This window comes from Bacillus massiliglaciei (assembly GCF_900098925.1).
Taxonomy (GTDB): Bacteria; Bacillota; Bacilli; order Bacillales; family DSM-1321; genus Peribacillus; species Peribacillus massiliglaciei.
In genome coordinates this window covers 518,449-536,597 of the sequence record NZ_LT622357.1, presented here as the reverse complement: position 1 = coordinate 536,597, position 18,149 = coordinate 518,449, and the positions used below count along the sequence as shown (strand labels likewise).

19 protein-coding genes and 1 pseudogene are annotated in these 18,149 nt (G+C 43.3%); 11 read left to right on the top strand and 9 right to left on the bottom strand.

Annotated features, from left to right (window positions below):
- Positions 1-508: transposase (locus BQ4305_RS08270; protein ID WP_199880617.1), on the top strand; the 508-nt coding region annotated here is incomplete at its 5' end.
- Here the strand turns inward: BQ4305_RS08270 and BQ4305_RS08265 are convergent.
- Together BQ4305_RS08265 and BQ4305_RS08260 are read right to left on the bottom strand one after the other, a co-directional pair.
- On the bottom strand, positions 480-1,289 hold the full coding sequence (locus BQ4305_RS08265) for a TraR/DksA C4-type zinc finger protein (protein ID WP_199880616.1): 810 nt from the start codon (positions 1,287-1,289) through the stop codon (positions 480-482). The genes BQ4305_RS08270 and BQ4305_RS08265 overlap by 29 nt on opposite strands.
- 138 nt (positions 1,290-1,427) lie before the next feature.
- Complete coding sequence (locus tag BQ4305_RS08260) at positions 1,428-2,360, bottom strand: 1,4-dihydroxy-2-naphthoate polyprenyltransferase (RefSeq protein WP_110927341.1); 933 nt, start codon at positions 2,358-2,360, stop codon at positions 1,428-1,430.
- Positions 2,361-2,616: 256 nt separating this feature from the next.
- Here BQ4305_RS08260 and BQ4305_RS08255 point away from each other — a divergent pair, with 256 nt between their 5' ends.
- From BQ4305_RS08255 to menC, 6 genes are all read left to right on the top strand, one after another.
- Positions 2,617-4,023 (top strand): isochorismate synthase, encoded by a 1,407-nt coding sequence (locus tag BQ4305_RS08255; RefSeq protein WP_110927340.1) that lies wholly within the window; start codon positions 2,617-2,619, stop codon positions 4,021-4,023.
- Positions 4,016-5,773, top strand: a complete 1,758-nt coding sequence (gene menD / locus BQ4305_RS08250; RefSeq protein ID WP_110927339.1) for a 2-succinyl-5-enolpyruvyl-6-hydroxy-3-cyclohexene-1-carboxylic-acid synthase — start codon at positions 4,016-4,018, stop codon at positions 5,771-5,773. The genes BQ4305_RS08255 and menD overlap by 8 nt, the downstream gene beginning before the upstream one ends.
- 29 nt (positions 5,774-5,802) lie before the next feature.
- A complete protein-coding gene (gene menH, locus BQ4305_RS08245) occupies positions 5,803-6,579 on the top strand; it encodes a 2-succinyl-6-hydroxy-2,4-cyclohexadiene-1-carboxylate synthase (protein WP_324611571.1) in 777 nt (258 codons plus the stop codon).
- 13 nt (positions 6,580-6,592) lie between these two features.
- Positions 6,593-7,411 (top strand): 1,4-dihydroxy-2-naphthoyl-CoA synthase, encoded by an 819-nt coding sequence (menB, locus tag BQ4305_RS08240; protein ID WP_110927337.1) that lies wholly within the window; start codon positions 6,593-6,595, stop codon positions 7,409-7,411.
- A gap of 84 nt (positions 7,412-7,495) precedes the next feature.
- Positions 7,496-8,950: an o-succinylbenzoate--CoA ligase gene (locus BQ4305_RS08235; RefSeq protein ID WP_110927336.1), complete on the top strand. Its 1,455-nt coding sequence runs from the start codon at positions 7,496-7,498 to the stop codon at positions 8,948-8,950.
- A 5-nt stretch (positions 8,951-8,955) separates the two neighbouring features.
- Positions 8,956-10,065 carry an o-succinylbenzoate synthase gene (gene menC, locus BQ4305_RS08230; RefSeq protein WP_110927383.1) on the top strand — a complete coding sequence of 370 codons (1,110 nt, stop codon included), beginning with the start codon at positions 8,956-8,958 and terminating at the stop codon, positions 10,063-10,065.
- A gap of 37 nt (positions 10,066-10,102) precedes the next feature.
- Here menC and BQ4305_RS08225 read toward each other — a convergent pair.
- Positions 10,103-10,897: pseudogene (locus tag BQ4305_RS08225) on the bottom strand (GNAT family N-acetyltransferase).
- 216 nt (positions 10,898-11,113) lie between these two features.
- Between BQ4305_RS08225 and BQ4305_RS21995 the strand changes: the two are divergent.
- On the top strand, positions 11,114-11,245 hold the full coding sequence (locus BQ4305_RS21995) for a hypothetical protein (protein ID WP_267888093.1): 132 nt from the start codon (positions 11,114-11,116) through the stop codon (positions 11,243-11,245).
- Between the two features lie 70 nt (positions 11,246-11,315).
- On the opposite strand, the gene BQ4305_RS08220 is transcribed toward BQ4305_RS21995, so the two are convergent.
- Complete coding sequence (locus BQ4305_RS08220; RefSeq protein WP_110927335.1) at positions 11,316-12,011, bottom strand: response regulator; 696 nt, start codon at positions 12,009-12,011, stop codon at positions 11,316-11,318.
- Positions 11,983-13,617, bottom strand: coding sequence for an ATP-binding protein (locus BQ4305_RS08215; protein WP_234396905.1), 1,635 nt, complete (start codon positions 13,615-13,617; stop codon positions 11,983-11,985). The genes BQ4305_RS08220 and BQ4305_RS08215 overlap by 29 nt, the downstream gene beginning before the upstream one ends.
- A 129-nt stretch (positions 13,618-13,746) precedes the next feature.
- On the opposite strand from BQ4305_RS08215, the gene BQ4305_RS08210 reads away from it, so the two are divergent.
- Positions 13,747-14,835, top strand: a complete 1,089-nt coding sequence (locus BQ4305_RS08210; protein WP_110927334.1) for a DctP family TRAP transporter solute-binding subunit — start codon at positions 13,747-13,749, stop codon at positions 14,833-14,835.
- 50 nt (positions 14,836-14,885) lie between these two features.
- Here the strand turns inward: BQ4305_RS08210 and BQ4305_RS08205 are convergent, their stop codons facing one another.
- The 3 genes from BQ4305_RS08205 to yidD form a co-directional block, all read right to left on the bottom strand.
- On the bottom strand, positions 14,886-15,044 hold the full coding sequence (locus BQ4305_RS08205; RefSeq protein ID WP_110927333.1) for a DUF1540 domain-containing protein: 159 nt from the start codon (positions 15,042-15,044) through the stop codon (positions 14,886-14,888).
- 130 nt (positions 15,045-15,174) lie between these two features.
- Positions 15,175-16,122: a metal ABC transporter solute-binding protein, Zn/Mn family gene (locus tag BQ4305_RS08200; RefSeq protein WP_110927332.1), complete on the bottom strand. Its 948-nt coding sequence runs from the start codon at positions 16,120-16,122 to the stop codon at positions 15,175-15,177.
- A 239-nt stretch (positions 16,123-16,361) separates the two neighbouring features.
- Entirely contained in the window at positions 16,362-16,592 is a 231-nt protein-coding gene (gene yidD / locus BQ4305_RS08195; RefSeq protein ID WP_199880615.1) for a membrane protein insertion efficiency factor YidD, read from the bottom strand.
- A gap of 166 nt (positions 16,593-16,758) precedes the next feature.
- Between yidD and BQ4305_RS08190 the strand changes: the two genes are divergently transcribed.
- Complete coding sequence (locus BQ4305_RS08190; protein ID WP_110927330.1) at positions 16,759-17,232, top strand: S-ribosylhomocysteine lyase; 474 nt, start codon at positions 16,759-16,761, stop codon at positions 17,230-17,232.
- 54 nt (positions 17,233-17,286) lie between these two features.
- On the opposite strand, the gene ytzI is transcribed toward BQ4305_RS08190, so the two are convergent.
- Positions 17,287-17,454, bottom strand: coding sequence for a YtzI protein (gene ytzI, locus BQ4305_RS08185; protein WP_110927329.1), 168 nt, complete (start codon positions 17,452-17,454; stop codon positions 17,287-17,289).
- Between the two features lie 131 nt (positions 17,455-17,585).
- Here ytzI and BQ4305_RS08180 point away from each other — a divergent pair, with 131 nt between their 5' ends.
- Complete coding sequence (locus BQ4305_RS08180) at positions 17,586-18,026, top strand: Dps family protein (protein WP_110927328.1); 441 nt, start codon at positions 17,586-17,588, stop codon at positions 18,024-18,026.
- The last annotated feature ends 123 nt before the right edge of the window (positions 18,027-18,149 follow it).

Here is an 18,149-nt window from a genome sequence, read left to right as displayed (position 1 = left end):
GGCGCTGGACGGTGTCCGGAGAAGGGTACAGAAAGAGTTTCACCCGTATGACCGCAAGAAGTGCAAACGTATGAAGCATGTCTTTCACAAGGCCTCCGACCGCCTGACAGAAGAAGACAGATGGCATCTGCATCGTTATTTGGATATGTCGGAAGAGCTTAAAAAAGCGTACGAATTAAAGGAAACCTATCGTGGCTGGTTTGTTCAGGCGAAGGAATCTGGATCGGAAGATATAGGGAAGGTCAAACAGGGCCTGAGAGACTTTTATCGACGGGTCCAGGACTCTGGCATTCCTGAAATGGAGAAAGCCATTACCACGCTCCAAAATTGGCAGACAGAAATCTTAAACAGCTTTGTTTATGGGTATTCGAATGGTTTTTTAGAAGGGATCAACAATTCAACGAAGGTTCTTAAGCGAGATGCGTATGGATTCAGGAATTTCAGCCGTTTTCGGGCAAAAATATTATTAACCCATCAGTTTAAAGGAATTGGGATACATATTGGTTAGGGATGGCGATCAGTCGCCACCCCAACATTTGACGGAGAACCTTTTTATAAGGAATATCGCCTATTTGGGAATCTATTTGATCCTCATCCAGCATTTCTTCATATTCTTCTTCATTGTCATTCCTTATAATCTTTCTGTTCTTGCCGTCTATATCATTGGCTGCATAGCCTTCGTATTCTTCAGGGAAGGCCTCCGTTTCATCTTCTGTCTTATATAAATTATTATAGTCTTCATGATCGCCTCTATAATCGGCAGGGGTCTCAGATGTTCCATATTTTGCTGCTTCTCCAAAACTATCTTCTTTTACATTATTTCTGTCATCGCTTTTCCGTCTGTTTTCAAAGCTATCTCCTTGAGAGGGAATTAGCACCTCTTCTTCCACAGGTCTTCGCTCGCCAAATGTATCTTCATGAATTCTTTGTTCGGGTGTATGTTCAATACAATATAACGTAGAGGGTCTGGCTTTCAAACGGTCAAAAGGAATCTCTTCTCCGCATTCCTTACATTGCCCATAGGTTCCTTCATCCATGGCTTTCAGAGCAGTCTCAATCCTCTCTAGCTCTTCTTTGCCATGGTCATCAATGGCCTGGTATCTTTCCTTATCAAAAAGTTCGGTACCTAAGTCTCCGGGATGATTATCATAGGAAGAAATCTCTCCGGAAAAATCGGTTTGCGCTTGTTCGGTTACTGTTTCTTGATCATGCTTGATTCTTTGTTCAAGTGCCTCTTTTTCTGTGACTAAGTCATTTTTCAATTCTTCTATTTGTTTATCGGTTGTCATTTTTGTCCTCTCCTTCTTCTCACAATCGATCATTAGGGATAGTTGATTTGTTATTATTACGTACCCCTATTTGGAAAGGAGAAAACAATCAAAAAACCCTGCACCTTTTTAAGGCACAGGGGAGAAATGTCGCGTTGTTTATTGGATTAAATAGCTGATGAAGAGACCGATGGCCATCAGCAAGCCGAAAAATGTATTTGTTTGAGCAGTTGCCTTCATGGCTGGCATCATCGAAATAGGCTCTGTTTTGCCGCGGAATCCTTTCGTTGCCTGAATGGCTTTTGGAAGGCTTAGGAAGGCTAACAGGATCCATGGCGTAGTGCCGAAAAGCACAAGGCCGATCAGCCATAAATATGAGACAGCGAACATAATTCCCATGAAAGTGATGCCTCTTTTAGGTCCTAATACAATAGGCAGGGTCTTTCTTCCATTTGCTTTGTCCCCATCATGATCACGCAGATTATTTCCCATGTTAATCAGACCGACAAGAATTCCGCTTGGTACGGATATCCATATTGCGAGGGGAGAAACATAACCAGTCTGAATGAAATAGGCGATCAGGATAATGAAGCAGCCCATGAACAGACCTGAGAATAATTCGCCAAATGGAGTGGAGGAAATCGGCAGAGGACCTCCGGTATATAAATAGCCGACAGCCATGCAGATCAGTCCGACAGCTGCAAGCCACCAGGATGACTCGGCACAAATATATATTCCTAATAATAAAGCGATCCCATACATAGAAAGAGCAAGAGTCATGATCAGCTTGGGTGTCATGCCGTGACGGACAATGCCGCCGCCGATGCCGACTGATTTTTCGGTATCGAGCCCTCTCTTGAAATCGTAGTATTCATTAAACAAATTGGTTGCCGCTTGAATGAGAATGCTGGCGATCATCATGGCTGCAAACAGCAGTCCATTTACATCTTCTTCAATAAGGGCGATTACGGTACCCAACAAGACGGGTACAAAGGCAGCGGTTAATGTGTGGGGACGAATTAATTCCCACCAAATTTTCCAGGTGCGCTTTTCTTGAAGCAGCTCAGCTGGATTGTTATGATCTGAATGCATCTTTTTTATCTCCTATTCATGATTATCAATGAGAAGTATATCAAAATTCTCTCATTTAAGTTTAGGTAAAGCCTGTTCAAGTGTCAATCTATTTTGCCAGGAGCTGCTTCCATGAAAAAAGAGTATGATGCAGGCTTTCCAGTGAAATAAATAATAAGGAAGAAATAAGTCAGTGAGAATGGTGTTTAATTGACATTCACTCGAAATGAGGTGTATCTTTAAATAGGTCTAAAAAGCTTAAAATGGGGGGATTTTTTTGGCTATCTCAGAAGAAACTGAGCAAATTCACGGACTGGCTTCTGCCATTCAAAAAGCAAAGGAATTGAATGGGCCGGTCTTATTCAGTCATGTGAAAAAAATAGAGTGTACAAACCCCCTTTCATTTTATCAAGCTGGAAGAGAACGGTATGCAGGAGAGCGCTTTTTTTGGCAGGACCCTGCAAAAAGTATCACCATAACAGGTTTAGGAAGCGTTAAGAATATACAGGCGGACCCAGGTCCAAGCCGATATAAACAAATCGAAGAGAACTGGAACAAACTGCAGAATTCGGCTGTGAAGACAGGAATGGCCGGAATAGATGCGACAGGTCCTGTTCTTTTTGGCGGTTTTTCTTTTGATTATAAAAATCAAAGCTCTTTATTGTGGACGCAATTTGGAGATAACTTATTTTATATACCTGCCTATATGCTGACAGCTGTAAATGGCGGGACTTACTTAACGACAAACCTTCTTTGTTCACCTGATGATGAGGAAAAACTCTTCATAGAAATGATAAATGAACGGGAAGAATTTTTATTGCGCGAAATGGAACTGAACTTTTCAGAAAATCCAATGACAGAACAGAGAGAAACACGGCCGGAGGAATGGAAAAGGACAGTAGCCGAAGCCGTAAAAGAAATGAAGGAAACGGATTTAGATAAAATTGTGCTGGCCCGTGAACTTCGGGTGATATTTAAAGATACGATTATGGCAGAGAAAGTTCTCGAACGATTAATGGCGGAACAGCCTACAAGCTATATCTTCAGTTTAGAGTCCGGCAAGGACTGCTTCATTGGAGCCACTCCTGAGCAGCTTATTAAAAAGACAGGCCATTCCGTTTCTTCGGCTTGTCTGGCAGGATCCATCGCAAGAGGGAAAACGCCGGAGGAAGATGAGCGGCTTGGTTCAGAGCTGTTCTCGGATGAAAAGAACCGGATGGAGCATCAATATGTTGTCTCGATGATTACCGGTGCATTAAAGTCTTTATGCACTGAAGTTTCAGTGCCAGAAGAACCGCAGCTCATGAAAATTCGTCATATTCAGCATTTATATACTCCTGTACAGGGGAAAAGTGATGAGCAAGCATCAATCTTTAGTTTTATAAAAAAATTGCACCCGACCCCTGCAATGGGCGGCCTTCCGAAAGAAAAAGCAATTGACCGGATACGGGCGATCGAAGGCCTGGAACGGGGCTTTTATGCGGGACCGCTTGGGTGGGTGGATTCTTATGGAAATGGAGAATTTGCAGTAGGTATTCGCTCTGCTCTGCTGCAGGGAAATGAAGCCTCTTTGTTTGCTGGCTGCGGTGTTCTGGAGGATTCCGTACCAGAAAGTGAATATGAAGAAACTGCAATTAAATTCAATCCGATGTTGAGTGCTTTAGGAGGAACTATTCATGAATGACAGAGACGCCTTGACAGCATATGCTGCGGCTTTTATAGATGAACTGTCCCAAAATGGCGTGACGGATGTGGTCGTCAGTCCAGGCTCACGTTCAACGCCGCTTTCTATGCTGCTGGCTGAACATCCAAACATCAAAATCCATATTAATGTGGATGAGCGTTCCGCTTCCTTTTTTGCACTTGGCCTAGCCAAAGCATTGAAGAAACCAGTTGCTGTTGTATGTACTTCCGGAACGGCAGCTGCGAATTTTTATCCGGCTGTTATTGAAGCCAAATATTCAAGGGTTCCGCTTATTGTGCTGACGGCAGACCGGCCTCATGAATTAAGGGATGTAGGCGCTCCGCAAGCCATCGATCAAATTCATCTATATGGGAAGAATGCAAAGTGGTTTGTTGAAATGGCTATCCCCGAGAATAATCATGAGATTATCCGCTATGCCCGGACTGTGGGGGCAAGGGCAGTCGCAACGGCTGCAAAGGCACCGGCTGGACCTGTTCATTTGAATTTTCCGCTTAGGGAACCGCTTGTTCCGGATGTCGAAAGAGCTGCTGAATATCGCAAAAACTCCCTGAATGCGAATCCGGCAGTTGCTATTGACAGAGGCTCCATCAGTCTCGAGGAGTCTCAGTTCAGGAAATTAAGTCATCTCTTGGGGAAAGGAAAACGGGGACTGATCATCTGCGGTGAATTGACGGAAGGATCAGGCCATAAGGCCATATTGAAACTGGCTGAAAAACTGGGATTCCCAGTGCTGGCTGATCCTCTTTCTCAATTGAGAAGCGGTGTACACAGCAAAGTGAATATCGTTGAAGCGTACGATACTATTCTCAGAGATGAACAAGCAGTCAAGGCCTTCCGTCCGGAATTGGTTCTGAGATTTGGTGCCATGCCGGTTTCTAAACCTTTATTGCTGTTTCTGAAAAAATATCGAGAGGCCATGCATCTAGTTGTCGATGGCGGCGCCGGATGGAGAGAACCAGCGGGGCTCGCCACAAACATGATCTACTGTGATGAAACAAAATTCAGTGAGGCTATGCTGGAGTTTGTTCCTTATAATGAGGACCGTCACTGGCTTGAATTATGGAAATCTGTGAATGCGGCAACGAAAAATGCCTTGCTTACCGTCAAGAATGATACTAAGCTGAGTGAAGGAAAGCTATTTTCACTTTTGTCAGAACTTATGCCGGAAAATTCGACGGTTTTCGTTGGAAACAGCATGCCGATTCGCGATCTGGATACATTTTTCTTGGCAAATGAGAAGAATATAAGGGCAATGGCAAATCGCGGAGCAAATGGAATCGACGGAGTCGTCTCAACAGCGCTTGGGGTGAGCACGGCTTCGGAACATACCGTTTTAGCGATTGGTGATTTAAGTTTCTTTCATGATATGAACGGGCTGCTGGCTGCTAAGCTGCAAAAGCAGAATTTCACCATTCTTTTAATTAATAATGATGGGGGCGGAATCTTTTCATTCCTGCCGCAGTCCAATGAGCCTGAGTATTTTGAACAGCTGTTTGGCACGCCTCACGGGCTTGATTTTTCTCATGCCGCTGAATTGTATGAGGCACGCTATACGAAGGTTCGGGACTGGGAAGAATTTAAGACGGTCTTTTCAGAGACGTTCCATACGCCTGGATTGAAAATCATCGAGATTCCGACAGAGCGGGCCAGCAATGTTGTAAAACACAGAGATTTGTGGAATCTTGTTTCCCGGGAAATAGCGGCTGTTTTACATGGAGATCGCTCATGATGATTTCCTGCAGGGGGATCTCCTACTCGGTGGAAACAGCGGGAACCGGAGAGCCGCTTGTTCTCCTCCATGGATTTACCGGATCAAAGGAGACATGGAATTTTCTGATTCCGGAGCTCAGCCGTGATTACTGCTTAATTATGCCTGATATTATCGGGCACGGTGAAACAGAATCTCCGGAGAATCCCGCCCGCTATGAGATGAAAGAAGCTGCGAATGATCTGAAATGCATTTTGGCTGAATTAGGCTATGAATCAGCCCATTTTCTCGGCTACTCCATGGGAGGGAGGCTGGCGCTCAGCTTTTCCTGCTATTTCCCTGAATGTGTGCGTTCGCTTATTTTGGAGAGTGCTTCTCCGGGACTGGAGACAGAAAGAGAAAGAGAGCAGAGGATAGCAGGAGATGCGGCCCTTGCCGAAAAAATTGAGAAAAATGGAATCCTCGAATTTGTGAATCAATGGGAGAACATTTCTTTATTTGAGACACAGAAGCGGCTGCCGGATGAAATCCGTCAGGCTGTGCGAAGGGAGAGGCTTGGCAATCATATTACCGGCCTTTCTAACAGCCTTCGTGGAATGGGGACAGGAAGTCAGCCATCCTGGTGGAAGCAGCTTTCAGAACTCCCTTTTTCTGTATTAATGATTACCGGAGAACTGGATCTTAAATTCTGTAAAATTGCTGAACGTATGAACCTTTCTCTGAAAAATGGCCGGATTGCGACAATAAATGACACTGGTCATGCGATTCATGTGGAGAATCCGCAAAAGTTTGGTAAAATAGTAAGTGAGTTTTTAAAGAACCATTAAGGAGGAATATTGGATGACTATTCAATGGGAAACAATCCGAGAATATGATGAAATCCTATACACAAGATATAATGGCATAGCCAAAGTATCGATCAACCGTCCGCATGTACATAATGCGTTCACACCAAAAACAGTGGCGGAGATGATTGACGCTTTTGCAAGAGCTCGTGACGACTCCAGTATCGGCGTTATTATCTTGACTGGTGAAGGCGGAAGGGCATTCTGCTCAGGCGGAGACCAAAAAGTTCGGGGCCATGGCGGCTATGTAGGAGAAGATCACATTCCGCGCTTGAACGTTCTGGACCTTCAGCGTTTGATCCGTACAATTCCTAAACCGGTTGTAGCAATGGTTGCAGGGTATGCAATCGGGGGCGGCAATGTTTTGAATGTTGTATGTGATTTAACAATTGCTGCAGATAATGCTATTTTCGGACAAACAGGTCCTAAAGTAGGAAGCTTTGATGCAGGATACGGTTCTGGATATCTTGCACGTATCGTCGGACATAAAAAAGCGCGTGAAATTTGGTACCTGTGCCGTCAATATAACGCACAGGAAGCCCTTGATATGGGTCTTGTCAACACAGTCGTTCCATTGGATCAGCTGGAAGCTGAGACCGTTAAATGGTGTGAGGAAATGCTTGAGAAGAGCCCAACAGCGCTTCGTTTCCTAAAAGCGGCCATGAATGCGGACACAGACGGCCTTGCCGGACTTCAGCAAATGGCAGGAGATGCGACATTGCTTTATTATACAACGGATGAGGCGAAGGAAGGACGCGACGCTTTTAAAGAAAAGCGCAGCCCGGACTTCGGTCAATTCCCGCGTTTCCCTTAATGAGTAAGGGAGTATGGGAAGGAACAGCTTGGCGGTTACGCCGGGCTGTTTTCTTTACCATGGAAAGGAAAAGGAGGAAGCATCATGGAGGAAAGATTGCCGAATTGGTTAATGAAGCGCGCTCACCTGACGCCTAATCGTCCTGCTGTTGAATTTGAGGGAAGGACGTTAACCTTCCTTGAACTTCACCAAGAAGCGGAAAAAATGGCCCGCAGGCTGGCTTGTCAGGGGGTTAGGAAAGACGATACCGCAGCCATTCTCTTGAGGAACCATCTTGACAGCGTGATTATTATACATGCGCTTCTTTATTTGGGCGTAAAAATGGTTATGCTGAACAGCAAGCTGACCTCCAAAGAGCTTAGCTGGCAGGCAGGAGACAGCGGGGCGCAGCATCTGATTTCTGAACAGTTCTTTTCTGAAAAACTGGCTGGCATTGAATTTCCGCATATTTTACAGAAAGAGCAATGGACAGGGGAAAAAGAGGCGCCAATCCAAGAGGAATTTCCGCTGGAGGATACAGCAACCATCATGTATACCTCAGGAACAACCGGAAATCCGAAAGGGGTCATTCAAACGTTTGGAAACCACTGGTGGAGTGCCGTCGGCTCAGCGTTGAATCTGGGACTGAGAGAAGACGACTGCTGGTATTGTGCTGTGCCGATTTTCCATATTAGCGGATTTTCTATCTTAATGAAAAACATTATTTATGGAATGAAAATAGTCGTTGTTCAAAAGTTCGAGGCAGAAGCTGTCAATCAAGCTATTATGAAGGGCAATGTGACAATCTGTTCAGTTGTGACAACGATGCTGAATCGGATGCTTGAGGATTTAAAAGGAACCTCCTATCCAAATACTTTCCGGTGTGCCCTGCTTGGAGGAGGGCCGGCACCTAAGCATATGCTTGAGCGCTGCAGAGATCAGCATATCCCGGTCTTCCAATCATATGGTATGACCGAAACTGCGTCTCAAATCGTGACACTTTCTCCAGAGGACAGTCTGAAGAAAGTGGGATCTGCCGGAAAGCCGCTGTTTCCTGCACAGCTCAGGATTGAACAGGCCGGCAGGGAAGCGGAACCAGAAGAACCAGGCGAAATTGTTGTGAAAGGCCCGAATGTGACGAAGGGATATTATAACCGTCCGGATGCTACAGAAGAGGCGATCCGCCAAGGATGGCTGTACACCGGCGATATTGGCTATGTGGATGCTGAAGGGTTTTTATATGTTCTGGACAGACGGTCTGATTTAATTATTTCAGGCGGAGAGAATGTATATCCGGCTGAAATTGAAGCAGTTCTTTCCTCCCATCCGGCTGTTTTTGAAGCAGGAGTAACGAAAATGGAGGATGCCGAATGGGGGCAGGTACCGGTTGCTTTTGTGGTTCTTCATGAAGGAGTAGAAGCGGGAGAGCAGGAACTGCGGGAATACTGCCGTCAGGCTTTAGCTGCTTATAAAGTCCCGAAAGAAATCCATTATTGTAAGGAACTGCCGAGAAATGGCGCGAATAAATTGCTGCGCAGGAATTTAAAGAGGCAGGTATGAGGAATATGGAAATAGAGTCAATTACACTTAAGATGATCAGGTCACCGTTAAAATCACCTTTCCATACGCATCTTGAAACCGTTTATGACCGTGAAGCGATTATTGTGGAGGCAAGGGATAAGGATGGCAGAACCGGCTATGGAGAGACGGTACCTTTCTCAAGCCCCTGGTATACCGAAGAAACGATCAAAACCTGCTATCACATGCTGGAGGATTTCCTGATTCCTATGACTCTCTCCGGAAACTGGGAACATCCGAATGAGCTTTCTGAACTTTGGAAAGGCATCAGGAGAAATCAGATGGCGAAATCCGGGCTGGAGCAGGCGATCTGGGATCTATATGCTAAGCAGAAAGAGAAATACCTCGGCCGGTTAATGGGAGGAAAAAAGCAATATGCAGCTGCCGGAGTTGTCATTGCTTCTAATGATAGAAAGGAAGCGCTGAGACAGATTGAAACCTTTTCAGCTGAAGGATATAAAAGGTACAAGGTGAAAATCAGCCCGTCATCCGACCTTTCTATGCTGGCGGCTATCCGGTCAGTTTATCCGGATCTTCCCTTAATGGCTGATGCCAACTCTGCCTACCGTCTGGATGACACCGTTCACCTTCAAAAGCTGGATTCATTCGGACTTCAAATGATCGAGCAGCCTCTCGGTGTTGATGATATTGCAGAGCATTCCCTCTTGCAGAAAGAAATAAAGACGCCTGTCTGTCTGGATGAAAGTATCTGTTCGTACCATGATGCGAAAAGCGCCATCATGCTGGGAAGCTGCCAAATTATCAACATTAAAATGGCGAGAGTCGGCGGGTGGTCACAGGCTGTGAAAATCCATGATCTTTGTGTGCAAAACGGGATTCCGGTTTGGTGCGGGGGAATGATTGAATTCGGTATCTCAAGGGCCCATAATGTTGCACTTGCCTCACTTGAGGGGTTTTCAATTCCTGGAGATCTTTCTTCTTCCTCCCGTTATTGGGAAGAAGATATAATTGAACCGGATATTACGGTCCGAAACGGGGAAGTCAAGGTTCCTGATTCACCGGGGATTGGTTTTCGGATTAATGAAAAACGCCTGAAGGAACTGACTGTCTATAGAGAGACATTTAAAGCGATGTAAAAGGAAAAAGCGCAAACTGTGCTTTTTCCTTTTGTTTTTAATGATAAGAGTACATCATCCAGAAACCGATATCTTTAAAACCGATCTGTTTATAGATTGCTCCGGCCTCAGGGTTATCATAAAACAGACAAAGCTCTTTTCCCTCTGCTAAAAGCTGGCTGCACAGCTTAAGCATGCAGCTGGTCGCATACCCTTTCTTCTTGTGCTCTTGGTGAGTAGCTACGCCCACTACCATGGCTGACATCGTATTTTATGCGGCAGTAGAAGCCGTGGATACAATTTTTCCATCAGCTTTAATAAAAAAGGAGCGGGATGATCTGTCTTCTAAACTGCGTCGTTTTTTTTCTTCAGTTATCATAGAGTCTTTAAATTCTGGAATCGAGTTCAGTAGTGTTACAAGATCCTCGGCATCTTCGGGAACTGCTTGTTCCACAATCTTCAGATCCTCTTGGGTTGTCTCGGCAGTTAATTGAGTGCACTTGGCATAATAGGTCTGTCTTTTTCTTTTGAGCGGACGATTTACATAAGGTTCGATTTTTTCCGTGATGTCTTTGAGTCCTGACATCATTTTAAAGTTTGGATCTTGGGACATAATGGCTGCAAAACCTGCTGCATCAAAGTCTTGAGAGGCAAACGGTATGTAGTTCTCTTCATAATTCAATAAAATGGCGATTAGTTCTCCATTGTGATCAAACTCTCCCCAAAGCTTTTGAAAATCTTGTTCAAAGCCATAAGCTTCAATATCTCCGATGATGAATAAATTCTCCGCCGGCCTGTCCTTTACTAATGAAAAACAAGCGTCATAATCACTTTTCTGCAATTTCCGTATCATAGGCCTTCTCTCCTTGAACATTTTTATTATTTTATCGTGAAAAGATCAAGAAGGGAATTGTTGTTTTCTAATATTCTGAAATCTGATCAGATGAGAGGAACAGAAAATGAACCTCTCGCCGCTGAGCCCATTTATGTAAAAATGGGCAGATGTCAGTTTTGGTGAAGGGCTCAGTTCTTTATAATAAAAGCAGGAAACCTTATGAGGAGAGGTTAAATGGGGAAAGCGTATTTGATTGCTGAAATTCTTTTGCAGCGAGGCATGCCAGACCATGCAGTCATGGAAATAACGAAAGTCAGTAAGGAAGAATTGCTGTTTCTCAAGAAAAAGCTCCTGCGGCAGGACTGAAAAATAAAAAAGCGGCTAATTTCTCACAGAGAAGTTGGCCGCTTTTTTCCGTATCTTTATCAACAGCATATTAATGATTCAATATATACTTATTCACCGGCCTGCCGATGCCTCCGTATTGAACATCCAGCTTCAGAAGCTCTTTGCTATAGAGGAAATCTAAATACCTGCGTGCTGTGACGCGGGCAATCCCGATGCCGTCTGCCACTTCTTCGGCAGACAGCGCTTCTTTCTTATTTTTCATGAAATGGACTACCTGCTCAAGCGTTGCAATATTAAGTCCTTTAGGAATCATATCTTTGGATAAACTAAATTCATTTTTCTTGTCATCAACTTGGAACATCATCCGGTCGATTTGGTTTTGGGAGATTCCGTCACCGGGTTTCATTTCCATAAAAAAGGCTTGATATTGCTGAAGGGTGTGCTGCAGCCTTTCGAATTTAAACGGTTTAATTAAATAATCAAAGGCCCCGTTTTGCAGCGATTTCCGGATCGTCTGCCGATCGTTGGCGGCTGAGATGATGATGACATCTACATCGAGTTCGTCCTTTCTGATTTGCGTCAGTGCTTCAATTCCGTTCAAGGACGGCATGAAAATATCAAGTATGACGAGATCTGGTTTCAGCTGCTTAATCTTAGTCAAGCCAATCTGGCCATTTGCGGCTGTATCAATGACTTGAAAGCCCTCAAGCCGTTCAATAAATTGCCGGTTGACTTCCTGAACCATTGGGTCATCTTCAATTAATAGAACCCGTATTGTCTTCATTGGTATCTGTCTCCTTTGTCGGTTTCATTGGGAAAGAAAGAATGAAACTGGTGCCTTCACCCAGAGAGGAAGTAAGAGAGATATCTCCGCGGGCCTTTTCTGCAATCTGGGCAATCAAATAAAGACCAAGTCCTGATCCTTTCGCTCCTTTTGTTGTAAATCCATAATCAAAAATCTGTGATTGAACCTCTTTTGGAATGCCTGGTCCATTGTCTTCAAGAACAATCAGACATTGCTCATCATCTTGATAGATGGCCAGGTAGACTTGTTTTTTGTTAACGGCTGCGTGTTTTAAAGCAGCAAAAGAATTTTCGATAAGATTGCCGATGATCAGGACAAAATCATGATGATCCATTTCAGCAGGAAATTCTTCAAGCTGGGAATTCTTATCGATGATAAGCTCGATATCCTGCTCTTTGCCGATCGAGACTTTGCTGAGGAGCAATCCGACTAGGTTATCATCATGGATATGTTTAGACAGAAATCGGGACAGATCTTCTTGTTCCTCGGTCACTTGATAGATATATTTCAAAGCGTCATCCAGCTTTCCGAGCTGAATAAGACCAGAGATGGTATGCAATTTATTACTGTGCTCGTGATTTTGTGCGCGCAATGCTTCGACAAATGCTTTGACACTTGTCAGTTCTTCGGCCAGTTTTGTCACATCTGTCCGGTCTTGAAAGATCGCAACCGCCCCGATTGTCTTTCCGTCTATCATAATCGGGACCCTATTGCTGAATATATGCTGCTGCTGCACCGACAGCTCCTGATTGAAGATGGGAGTTGTTCGTTCCAGTATTTCCGGCAGGCGGGTGTCATCTATAACATCCCTGATTTTCTTTCCTATCGTGTCTCCTTTAATGCTCAGCATCTGTTTCGCTTTTTCATTGAATATGGTAATCCGTTCCTGCTTATCAATCGCAATGACGCCTTCATGCATCGCGTTGAAAGCAGCCGTTCTCTCTACAAGCATACGGGATATTTCATGGGGTTCTAACTCAAACGTTTCCCTTTTTATATGCTTGGCCATCATCCAGGATCCAATAATGCCAAATAACAGGGTAAACAGCAGCAGTACAATAATCTCTTTTTGAAAATCCTTAATGATATCAGGAAGAGCGGGAAGAATATTTCCCACAAGAACGACTCCGATTTGGTTATTATCTTTATTCAGGATCGGTACAAAGGCCCGTACGGCTGTTCCAAGCTCTCCTTTTGCCTTGGAGAGATATTCATGTTCTGCAAAGGCGGCACTTTCATCCGAGGTTTCGGAAACAGTTCCTAATTTATGATAAACAGGGTGAGAATAGCGGATATGTTCCTGGTTGAGAACGACAATATAGTCTGCACCGTGAATGACTCGGAGCGTTTCGATAGAAGGGTTCAATTCCTCCCATCCTCTTGGCTCCAAGATGAGTCTCTGAACCTCTGGAAGCTCAGCAATGGTATGGGCAGTGAGAAGTGACTTGGATTCAAGCTCTTTCTCCTCCTGCACAATCAGGTTCCCGATAATTGTAATGCCGCCGATTAGAATCGAGAAGGCGACGATTGCAAAGGATAGCAAGGTGATTTTAAGCTGTATGGGCATATGAAAAGTCTTTTCCATTGTTACTCCTCCAAGATTTCTACTATTAATAGTATCAAAATAGTTTGAAGAATGGATTGATTTCAGAAAATTTTAGCGGGAATGCTCTGCTGATATGATAAAATAATCGTATTCAGAAGGGGACGTTAGATGAAGGTGGGGCGTTTTTCAGCGATGCGTGCATTATGGGGATTTATTCTTTTTATAATTATCGGAGTGGCAGCGGCGATTTTTCTTTCCTTTCAGCCTTTTTTTGAACAGCATGAGCTGCCTCATGATGAAGAGCAAGAAGGGATGGAAGATCAGATTATCATTAAATTTAGCCATGTAGTAGCGGAAAATACGCCAAAAGGAATGGCTGCTAATCGTTTTGCGAAGCTGGTGGACGAGTACACGAATCACCGGGTTAAAGTGGAGGTCTTCCCCAATGAATCACTGTATGATGATGAGGAAGAATGGAAGGCTCTAAAGAATAATGAAGTTCAAATGATTGCTCCGGCAACCTCCAAGCTGACCAATGTATCGAAAAGGTGGATGCTGCTGGACCTTCCATATATTTTTCCGAATGATCAGGCATTGAAAGAAACGCTGTCAGGGGAAGTGGGACAGGAGCTGCTGGGAGATTTGGAAGGAGAGGGAATTAAGGGCTTTGCCATTTGGTCGAACCATTTTAAGCAAATCACAAGCAATCAGGAGATCCGTTCGCCAGAGGATTTTAAAGGAAAAAACTTCAGAATTATGCCAAGTGAAGTTTTAAAGGAACAGTTTGGCCATTTTGGCGCAACCACTTCTATGCTGGGGTTTAATGAAACATTTCAGAATTTGGAGGACCATGCGACGGACAGCCAGGAAAATACCATCTCCAATATTTACTCGAAAAAATTGTACCAGCTGCAAAATAATCTCACGATGAGCAATCATGGATATTTAGGGTATGCAGTCATGATGAACGGGTCATTTTGGGAGAGTCTCCCCCCGGATATTCAAAAAGAGATACAGCGGGCAATGGATAAAACGACAGATTGGATTTGGGTGAAATCTTCCGAAATGAATGAAGAGCTGCTTCTGGATATTCAGCGTGAATCGGATATTCACATATACCGGCTTTCTTCTGAAGAGAGGAAAGAATGGATGGACAAAATGACGCAGATTTATCCGGAATTTGAAGAGGAGATTGGCAGCGGGCTTCTTGATAAAACGTTAGCCATTCGCCAGAAGTATCTGAAAGAACAGCCATAAATAAAAAAGGGGCGGAAAAAGCAATTGCTTTCTCCGCCCTTATTATTTCATTAAAGGCCGCGCGGTTTAAATGTGCGGCATCCAGTTTCGTTGCTCTGATGTGCTCTTTCTTCAGAATAGCTGGTGACACTGATCATTTCAGCTGAACAGCGATTTCCATGTTTCCAGAACGTACAGCTGTCCACTGTGCATTTAACATCCTCTGCCATGTCAGATACCTCCTTTTAATCTTTTTTACATGAGTGACTAAAAGTTGGTGAACCATCACAGGACATTGATGAATCCCTGTGACAGTAATAGTATACCCGCTGACAGCCTGGTTAATCCAAAGTGGGAGACTTAATTAAGCGCTGTTTTTAATGTGTTGATATTATGATTCATCAGACTGAAATAATCTTCTTCTGCTTTGATATCTTTTTCTGTCAGAACAGAAAGGTTATGCAGAGTTAAGGAATCGGCCCCGACTTCTTTTTGAATGATTTCCGTTAATTTTGAACTGATATTTTGCTCGAATACCACATAATGCAGATGATTTTTTTCAGCAATTTGGACAATATTCTTCAGTTCCTTTTGGGATGGTTCATTAGAAGAGGCAATGCCGGTTACCCCAATTTGTTCAAGACCGTACCGTTCTTCCCAGTATCCATAAGCGGAATGGGAAACAATGATTTTTTTCGTTTTCCCGTCTTGAATGACAGATGCCAGCTGACTGTCCAATTCATTCAATCTTTTTGATAAATCCTGGTAGCGTTCATCAAAATAATCTGCTTGATCAGGCATTTTCTTAGTCAATTCATCTTTAATGGCTTTTGCCATTTGGTCAGAATAAACAGGATCAAGCCATAAATGGGGATTAACTCCTCCGTGATCATGTCCGTCATCATGTTCCTCGTGTTCTTCATGTTCTTCATGTGCATGTGTATCCAATTGAACTTTTTCTCCGATTGCTTCCGTTGTGACACCTTCATTTTCTAAGATCGGTTTAGCTTTTGTGACGAATCCTTCTAAATTGTAACCAATGTAGAAAAACAAATCGGATTCGGCCATTTTTACGATATCTTTTTGGGAAGGCTCAAAGGAATGCTCATCTGTGCCTGGCGGGTAAATGGTCTGCGCATTGACATATTTTCCGCCGATTTCTTCTGTGAAATATTGGAGAGGGTAAACAGTCGTATATACCTCCAATGCTTTCTTATCCTTCTTATCAGCAGAATCTTCATTGGTTCCGCAGCCCGCTAAAATGAGCGCCGTAAATAGAAAAACGACGCTAATAATATGTTTCTTCATTAATTTAGTTCCACTCCTCATTCGTACTGATTACGATTTATAATGCGCCAAAATATTCAAATCCATCCATTTCGGATGTGTACTAATAATCTTTATATGAAACGAAACCATTACGATTTGACTATAACATCATACTACAGTAGCCAAAAATAAGGCAAGCAAAAATTTAGCAAGACCCAAAAGGAAAAGACAACAGAGTAAAAAGACTTCCTGTGCGGTCTTGCCAGGAGGGGAAGCTGTCATCCTTTATACTTAGTCTTTTCGGGTACAGGATCGAAGCCTCCTGGATGAAAAGGGTGGCATTTCAGGATCCGTTTTAAGGTAAGCCAGCTTCCATATAGAGGACCGTGAACCTTAATCGCTTCAAGTCCGTAGTGAGAACATGTCGGATAAAATCTGCAGGATGGAGGCTTTAATGGTGAAATGGCGACTTGGTAAAAACGAATAATTTTAAGTAGAAGAAATTGCATAATCGGTCATCTCATTTCTTAATGATGAGTAGACTATACCATGTTTATTCCTTAATTCAAAACAGCATGTCCTGACTAAGACCGCATGGAGCACAGGAAGAAGTTTAGTGAAATTTATTGCAAAAAGAGGTAGAATGAAGAGGACATTCAATTTAGGAGTGATGATATGCCTTCAGTAGAAAGCTTTGAATTAGATCATGATGCCGTTAAAGCGCCTTATGTCCGTCATTGCGGCGTTCATAAAGTCGGAACAGACGGTGTTGTAAATAAATTTGATATCCGTTTTTGCCAGCCTAATAAACAAGCGATGAAGCCTGATACGATTCATACATTAGAACATTTGCTTGCTTTCAATATCCGTAAATATGCAGAGCAATATGACCATTTTGATATTATCGACATTTCGCCCATGGGCTGCCAGACTGGTTACTACCTAGTGGTAAGCGGCGAGCCAACCGTAGGAGAAATTATTGATGTGCTTGAAGAGACATTTAAGGATGCTGTTCAAACAACAGTCATCCCTGCTGCTACACCAAAACAATGCGGTCAGGCAAAACTTCACGATTTAGAGGGTGCCAAGAGGTTGATGAACTTCTGGCTTTCTCAAGATAAAGAAGACCTTCATAAAGTATTTGGCTGAGAATGGCTGAATGAACTCACGGGAGAAGCCCGTGGGTTTTTTTGTGGGCAGATTTCATACGTTTTCCTTTTTTTTACTATCCTCTTCACTATTTTCGGGCTTTGGCTCTTCGTTAAGAGGTTCAATCGTATGCTTATAGCTGTACCCTTTGTTAATCGTTAACACAGACAGAGCTAAGATGATAAGTACGATGAGAATGGAGATGATAATGATGGCAGTCATGGATTCTCTCCTTTTTATTTTGCTTCCATTTTACTTAAATATAGACCTTGGGTAAATGTCTTGAAGGCAGGTTTTAAATGTATGGGGTTCGGGAATTATACTTATATCAATCAAAGTGGAGGTAATGATCAATGGCTGAAAAAAAATTAACGAAATTAGTGAATAAGGAAATTGCAAACTTTACCGTGCTTTATACGAAACTCCATAATTATCACTGGTATGTAAACGGACCGCACTTCTTTGAACTGCATAAAAAATTAGAAGAGCTTTATAATGAAGTGACTGCAGATATGGACGAGCTGGCAGAGCGTTTGCTCGCATTAGGAGAAACGCCGGTAGCAACCCTTAAACAGTATATGGAAATGACTACAATTGAAGAAGCGACAGGTAGTGAAAATACAGAAGATATGGTACAAAGCGTGATCAGCGACTTTGAGAAAATTTCTAATGAACTTTTAGAAATTATTGAAGTAGCGGAGGAGGAAGATCCAGTAACCGCTGATATGCTGACTGGCATGAAGAAAAGCTTTAATAAGCATGCATGGATGCTTAGAGCATACCTTTCCAAATAATAGATATGCCGATTACTCAAACACCAAATTTCTCTGTGAGAAATTTGGTGTTTTTTATTTTGTCCCAGCCCCTGTTTTTTACGGATTGTAAGGCTTCATGCTTAGATGATTCTGGATTAAAAG